This window comes from Roseomonas genomospecies 6, from assembly GCF_008365375.1.
Taxonomy (GTDB): domain Bacteria; phylum Pseudomonadota; class Alphaproteobacteria; order Azospirillales; family Azospirillaceae; genus Azospirillum.
Genome location: NZ_QOKW01000037.1, coordinates 38,720 through 45,294, shown reverse-complemented (window position 1 = coordinate 45,294; position 6,575 = coordinate 38,720). Strand labels below are relative to the sequence as shown.

Below are 6,575 nucleotides of genomic sequence, written 5' to 3'. Positions count from 1 at the left end.
GCGGGAAACCCACCTCAAAACCAGAACTCCCTTGAGAGCCGTGACAGACCATCACGTCGATAGGAGGCATGTGGACCGGCGGCAACGCCTGAAGCTGAGCCTTACTAATCGCTCGATAGGCTTGATCCTTCATGAACGTCGCGTGCAGCGGCAAACCGCTCATGCGCTCGGAACATGCATCCTCACAATCTCGACTTTACGCACGACCCAAACGAAAAGGGCGCCCGCATCATCGCAGGCGCCCTTTTCGTTTGGGCGAAAATGCCTATTCACCGAGATCCTTGAAGCCCATGTCGCTGTCGGCGGCGGTGACGAACCAGTTCCTCGGGTCGCCGACCAACGGCGTCAGGTCCTGGCGGTCCGCCGCGGGACGGGCCATCATCCGGGTCGGCTGGCGCAGCCCGTTCTTCAGGCACAGAAAGCCCATCATCGACAAAGGCCGCGCGGCCTGGGCGTTCAGCGTGCGGCAGACCAGGGCGGCCATCCGTTCCCGCCGGGCGCGCTCGACCAGCAGGGAGAAGGCGGGCATCAGCCAGCCCGGACGGGCCAGATAATCGCACACCACCCCGACGCTCTCGCCGCGCCAGCGGTCCACCCGCAGCACCACATAGGCCATCACCGTGTCGCGGCGCGTGACAAGGAAGCGGCGGTGCCGCGCCGCGTTCGGGATCTTGTCGAAGCGCCACTGGAGAAAGGCGTGGTCGCGCCGGGCGGCGCAGAGATGCTGCGGGGCTGCGGCCTCCCACAGCCCGTCCATCCGCTCGTCGAAGCTATCGACCTCGACCAACCGGGCGCCGAAGGTCCGGGCCGCCGCGTGGCCGAGAACCGAGGCGGCTCCCATCGCCGGCTTGCCCAACCGCGCCACCAGCCGTGCGAGCCCGCCGTCGTAGGGGCTGACGCGCAGGCAGCGCGGCGGATCGATCACGCGCAGGTAGGTCGGGACGTTTCCCAGATCCAGCCAGCCCGCGCGCTTGTAGGACTTGTAGGCGGCGTCGGTCATCGACAGCGAGACGCTCACCTCGCCGGCGGCGGCGTGGGTCTCCGACAGGCCAGGCCCGACGCCGCGCAGCCGCCATTCCGGGGCGACCATCAGGTCGATCGCCCAGGAGGCGCGGCGCACCCGCTCCCCGACCTTCAGCGCGAAGGGAATGCCCGCCTGCTGGCCGACGATCCCCCCGTTCCGCTTGCAAACCCAGAGCTGCACCCCCTCCGGATCGGGAGTGGGCGGTTCCTCGAACAGCCAGTGGAAATGGGTGTCGTCCAGCAGCGGGGAGTCCGCGCCGAAATGGTCGCGCTGGAAGGACTCCAGCGCGACGCGATCTTCGGACATGAACCGTTCCACACCCCGCTGAAGCCAGGGCATTGCGGTCATGCGTCGCTCCCATCCACCTCGACCGGCTGCACCAGCGCGGCGTTGCGCAGGATGCGGCCCGACGTGCGGCGCTTCAGGACGATGTCCTTGTAGACCCGGCGGACCTGATCGACGGACAGGTTCAGGGCGCGGGCCGCCTCGTCCTCCGGCACGCCGCGGCCGTAGGCGCAGAGCGCTAGGTCCAGCTTGTCGTAGGGGATGGCGTAGTAGAACTCCTCCTGCGACTGCGGCAGGGTGTAGGTATCGGTGCTCGGCGACTGGCTTTGGATGTCGTCCGGCAGGCCGAGCCAGGCGGCCATCTGATAGACCTGCGTCTTGAACAGGTGGGCGATCGGCTTCAGGTCGGCCAGACCGTCGCCGCCGCGCACGAAGAAGCCCAGCTCATACTCCAGCCGGTTCGGCGTGCCGAGCACGGCGTAGTTCAGCCGGTCGGCGTGGGTGTATTCCATGGTCTTGCGGACGCGCTGCTTCAGGTTGGTGGCGGCAACCACCGACAGATAGACGTCCACCGGCATGCGGCTGGTCTGGCGCTCGCCCTCCGGCGACTCCACGGTCATGGTGAAGTAGTTGACGCGGTCGGCGTCGAGCAGGCCGGCGGCCAGACCGATCTTCTGCTTCCATCCCGGCCCATATTCCGGGAAGAGGCGGCGGATGGCGCTGTCGCGGCGGTCGTAGCAGCCGAGCGCGGTCAGCGGAGCGGTAAGGTTCTCCATGATCGGCTCGATGCCCAGGCTCTCGCAGAGCAACCGGCCCCGGCGGGTGCTGTCGGGCGAGGATTCCTTCTCCGGCATCAGGATGGCCAGGACGCGCTCCGGCCCCAGCGCGCGGACGGCCAATGCCGCGCAGACCGAGCTGTCGATGCCGCCGGACACGCCGAGCACGATGCCCTGGCGCTTCAGGTCGTGGGCGACGGTGCGCTGGATGAACTGTTCGATCTCCCGCGCAGCCGCCGCGCAGTCGAGCGAGAGGGCGTTGGCGTCGAAGGGATGCAGGGCGTTCAGCATGGTGTCGGTTTTCCCGGTTGGCGTTGTTGCATCGACTGTGAGAAGGGGACTGTTGGAAGGACTGTGCCTTGGGGACCTCGCCGGTCCGCCGGATCAGGCGGCGGCGGCGCTGTCCAAATGCTCTTCGAGAATGTGGATGGGAGCGGCGTCGAAGCGGGCGCGGAGCGTGGCGGCCCGGCCCGGCAACTCGTCCAGCATGTTCCGGGCGAGCATCTGGAGGGTGAGCACGCCGACCAGGGCCATCTCCTCGCGCTCGCCGGCCATGCGGCCATCCGTGCGGTGGGCCTTGGCGGCAAGGGCGGCGACACCGGCGGCGTCGACCAGCCCGTAGCGGTTCAGCGACTTCTCCGACAGCAGATCCCGGACATAGGCCGGGGCCTGCGCGCCGAAGAGGGCGGTGGTCATCGGGGCGCGGTAGGGGCGCTTCGGGCGGTGGAAGATCTCCGCCGGCAGCAGGCGCGAGGCGACGCGGCGCAGCGCCAGCTTGTCGCGCAATCCAAGCATTTTCACACGGTCGGGAAGGGCGGCGCAGAGGTCGTCCACCTCCGGGTCGAGGAAGGGATAGCGGACCTCGATGCTGTTGGCCATCGCCACCCGGTCGCCTTGGCTGGTCAGCAGATAGGGCGACATGAAGGCCGCGATCTCCGTCCACTGGGTGCGGGCGAGCGGGCTCCAGCGCGACCAGCCGGCGGGCAGATGGGCGGAGACAGCCTCGTCGAAGGCCTGCGCGTTGGCGGCGGAGCGCACGTCCGGCGCCAGCAGGCGCTGGGTCCAGGCGGTGTTCTGCCAGCGGATGCGGTGGGCGTAGAAGGGATCGTCCGTCTCCGTCATGCCGCGCTTCCAGAAAGCCTGCCAGAGCGGGCTGTCCTTCTGGCCGCTGGTGGCGGCGTAGGGATGGATGCGGCTGAGCAGTTTCGGGCGCGCCGCGGACTGCGGCTGCCGCGCCCAGAAGCGGCGGACCTTGTCCTCCTTGAAGATGTCGTAGCCGGCCAGCCACTCGTCGGCGCCCTCGCCGGACAGAACGACGCGGATGCCGCTGTCGCGGACGAGTCGGGAGAGCAGGAACAGCGGCGCCGGGGCGGTGCGGACCAGCGGCGATTCGCCGTGCCAGATCACGTCGGGCAGGGCGGCCTGGATGTCCTCCGCCGTGCAGAGGATGTCGTGATGCTCCGTCCCGACATGGCCGGCGACCAGCCGCTGCTGCGGCGTCTCGTCGAAGGCGTTGTCGGCGAAGCGCACGCCGAAGCTGTGCATCTGCGTGGTGTCGAGCTTGCGGGCCAGCGCCGCGATGACCGAGCTGTCCAGGCCGCCGCTGATGTAGACGCCCACCGGCACGTCGGCGCGCAGCCGCAGGCGGATGGCGTCGAGAAGCTTTTCCTCCAGCCGGTCCGCGGCCTCGTCCAGCGTGATGCGGGACAGGGCGGGTTCGCCGGCCATGTCCGGCTCCCAATAGCGGGCCTCGTGCAGGCGCAGGTCGGAGTCGATACGGATGGCGGTGGCCGGCGGCACGCTCTGCACCCCGGCGAAGACGCTGCCCTGGGGGGCGACGCTCCAGTGGGTGAAGACCTGGGCGAGGCGGGCGGCGTCGAAGCGCGGTTCGACGCGCCCGCCGCCGAACAGGGCCTTGGCCTCCGACGCGAAGGCGAGGTGGTCGCCGCTGCGGGCGTAGAACAGCGGCAGGATGCCCAGCCGGTCGCGGACCAGCCACAGCTCCCGCTTCACCGCGTCCCACAGGCCGATGGCGAACTGGCCGTTCAGCTTGGCCCAGGCGGCGGGGCCGTACTCCTCGAAGGCGTGGACGATCACCTCGGTGTCGGTGCGGGTGTAGAAGCGGTGCCCGCGCGCCTCCAGGTCACGCCGCAGCTCGACGTGGTTGAAGATCTCGCCGTTGAAGGTGATCCAGAGAGTCCGCTCCTCGTTGTGGATCGGCTGGAAGCCGCCGGCCAGACCGACGATGCTGAGGCGCGCGTGGGCGAGCCCGATCCGCCCGTCGCGGTAGAAGCCGTAGCCGTCCGGGCCGCGGTGCCCGATCATGGCGATCATGCGCTTCAGTTCGTCGAGTCCGGCGGGCTCGGCGCGCGGCCCGGCGAGAACTCCGGCGACACCACACATCGCGCGTTCTCCTGTGTTGAAGGCCCAGCGGAAAAGGATCAGGCGGAAAAGGATCAGGCGGGAAAGGGGTCAGGCGGTTTCGGCGAGCATCGCGCGCTTGATCTTGCCGGACTCCGTCTTCGGCAACTCGTCGCGGATCTCGATGAATTTGGGCACCAGATGGCTTTCCAGGCGGCCCCGGCAGTGCTGGCGGATCGCCGCCTCGGTCAGGGTGGCGCCGGGGCGGACGACCAGATAGGCCTTCACCGCCATGCCGTCGGCGGCGTCGGGCACACCGAGAACGGCGGCCTCGACCACGGCTTCCAGCTCGTAGAGGGCGTTCTCGACCTCCTTGGGGCTGACCTTCTCGCCGCGGCACTTGAACACGTCGTCCTTGCGGCTGACGAAGTAGAGGCAGCCGTCGGCGTCCATGGTGAAGAGGTCGCCGGTGTAGAGCAGCGTCTCGCCCTGCGGCCCGCTGCGCAGGCGCTTGGCGGTTTCCTCCGGACGGTTCCAGTAGCCGCGCATCAGGTTGGCGCCGCGGACCACCAGTTCGCCCACCTCGCCGGGGGCGGCGCGGTTGCCCAGCTCGTCCACCACATAGGCTTCGCAGTTGGGGATGGCCCGGCCCACCGAGGCGGTCTTGGCGCCGAGATCCCGCGGGTCGAGGTAGCAGATGCGGGTGCAGCATTCCGTCATGCCGTACATCGAGTAGAAGGCGGCATCGGGGAAGCGCTCGCGCAGGCGGTCGATGTGGGCGGTCGGCAAGGGAGCCGCCGCGTTGGTCAGATAGCGCAGGGAGGACAGGTCGGCGGTCTTCAGCGCCTCCATCCCCAGCAGGGTCGAGAAGAAGGTCGGCACGCCGGGCAGGCCGGTGATGCGGTGCTTCACCATGCGCGCCAGCGTTTCCGCCGGGAAGGCGAAGGAGCGTTCCAGAACCACCGTGAAGCCGACCCGCGCCCCGGTCAGGACCTGCGACAGGCCGTACCCGAAGGTCAACGGCAGGACGCACATCACGACGTCGTCGGGCGTGTTCTCCAGATAGGTGGAGATCGACCAGGTGGTGTTCACCAGGGCGGCATGGCTGAGCATCACCCCCTTGGGCCGCCCGGTCGTTCCGGAGGTGTAGAGGATGGCGGCCAGATCCTGGTCGATCAGGCCGCGGTTCTGCGGCTTGGTGCTTCCGGACTGGGGGTCCGGGTGAGTGGCCACGATGTCGCTGAAGGAGATCCCGCCGGCCCCGGCCGGCACGGCGGGTCCCACCCACAGCGTGGTGGCGAGGTGAGTCGCCTCGCCAGCCGCCGGCACGACCTGCCGGGCGAGCGCGGAGGGCGCGATCAGCGCCCGCACGCCGGCGTCGGTCAGGATGTAGGCCAGCTTGTCCGCCTTGGTGGACGGATTGACGGGGACATAGACGGCCCCGGCCTTCAGCGCGCCGAACAGCCCGGCGACATACTCGATCGAGTTCTCCAGCATCACCGCCACGCGGTCGCCGCGCACCACCCCGGCGGACTGGAGCGCGCAGGCGACGGCGTCGCTCTGGCGGTCCAGCTCGGCGAAGGTGACGGCGGTGTCGCCCGCGATCAAGGCGGTGTGATGTGGCCGCCTAGCCGCGGTTTCGCTGAGGAACTGATGAAGCAGGTGCGCCATGACGCTGTTCCCTTGCCTGGCTTCGGTGTCTGTCCCGATGGTCGTTCCGTCCGGCGGATGGCCTGCGGACTTGGATCAGGCGGAGCTGGATCAGGCCGCGTCCTTCAAGGCCCGCTTGCGCTCGACGTAGGCGGCGATGCGGGTGACCGACTCCAGATTATCGGCCACCATGTCCTCGTCCTCCACGATGATGCCGAAGTGCTCCTCCAGGAAGGCCACGACGTGCATGATGCCGGTGGAGTCGATGATGCCGGTTTCCAGCAGGGATTCGGTGTTGTCGAAGCCGGAGTCGCTGCCCAGCAGGAAGTTCTCCACGATGAAGGCGCGGATCTCCTGGGTGGCGGGTGCGCTCAGGGTCGTCGTTTCGGTGGTGATGGCGGTCCGCATGTCGCTGGCAACTCCTGTGGGTTTGATCGTCGATCCTTGGCCGGCAGATCGGGACGGAGAGGCCGGCCCCG

5 protein-coding genes and 1 rRNA gene are annotated in these 6,575 nt (G+C 68.9%); 1 reads left to right on the top strand and 5 read right to left on the bottom strand.

Translation table 11 applies throughout. The features are described from left to right. Positions 1-129 (top strand): 23S ribosomal RNA (locus DS843_RS27880); the annotation flags it as partial. Positions 130-265: 136 nt separating this feature from the next. Here DS843_RS27880 and DS843_RS27875 read toward each other — a convergent pair. The 5 genes from DS843_RS27875 to DS843_RS27855 all read right to left on the bottom strand — a co-directional run bounded on the left by DS843_RS27875 (position 266) and on the right by DS843_RS27855 (position 6,504). Beyond that, complete coding sequence (locus DS843_RS27875; protein ID WP_286192362.1) at positions 266-1,330, bottom strand: GNAT family N-acetyltransferase; 1,065 nt, start codon at positions 1,328-1,330, stop codon at positions 266-268. Positions 1,331-1,368: 38 nt separating this feature from the next. Next, on the bottom strand, positions 1,369-2,376 hold the full coding sequence (nadE, locus tag DS843_RS27870; RefSeq protein ID WP_149472086.1) for an NAD(+) synthase: 1,008 nt from the start codon (positions 2,374-2,376) through the stop codon (positions 1,369-1,371). A gap of 93 nt (positions 2,377-2,469) precedes the next feature. Further along, entirely contained in the window at positions 2,470-4,488 is a 2,019-nt protein-coding gene (asnB, locus tag DS843_RS27865) for an asparagine synthase (glutamine-hydrolyzing) (RefSeq protein WP_149472085.1), read from the bottom strand. Between the two features lie 69 nt (positions 4,489-4,557). Further along, positions 4,558-6,117 carry a class I adenylate-forming enzyme family protein gene (locus DS843_RS27860; RefSeq protein ID WP_149472084.1) on the bottom strand — a complete coding sequence of 520 codons (1,560 nt, stop codon included), beginning with the start codon at positions 6,115-6,117 and terminating at the stop codon, positions 4,558-4,560. A 90-nt stretch (positions 6,118-6,207) separates the two neighbouring features. Next, positions 6,208-6,504, bottom strand: a complete 297-nt coding sequence (locus tag DS843_RS27855; protein WP_149472083.1) for an acyl carrier protein — start codon at positions 6,502-6,504, stop codon at positions 6,208-6,210. Positions 6,505-6,575: the final 71 nt, after the last annotated feature.

What these genes read in the sequence shown, in the direction of transcription:
- asnB (WP_149472085.1), bottom strand. Translation starts at nt 4,488, where the DNA reads ATGTGTGGTGTCGCCGGAGTTCTCGCCGGGCCGCGCGCCGAGCCCGCC.
- DS843_RS27855 (WP_149472083.1), bottom strand. Translation starts at nt 6,504, where the DNA reads ATGCGGACCGCCATCACCACCGAAACGACGACCCTGAGCGCACCCGCC.
- nadE (WP_149472086.1), bottom strand. Translation starts at nt 2,376, where the DNA reads ATGCTGAACGCCCTGCATCCCTTCGACGCCAACGCCCTCTCGCTCGAC.
- DS843_RS27875 (WP_286192362.1), bottom strand. Translation starts at nt 1,330, where the DNA reads ATGTCCGAAGATCGCGTCGCGCTGGAGTCCTTCCAGCGCGACCATTTC.
- DS843_RS27860 (WP_149472084.1), bottom strand. Translation starts at nt 6,117, where the DNA reads ATGGCGCACCTGCTTCATCAGTTCCTCAGCGAAACCGCGGCTAGGCGG.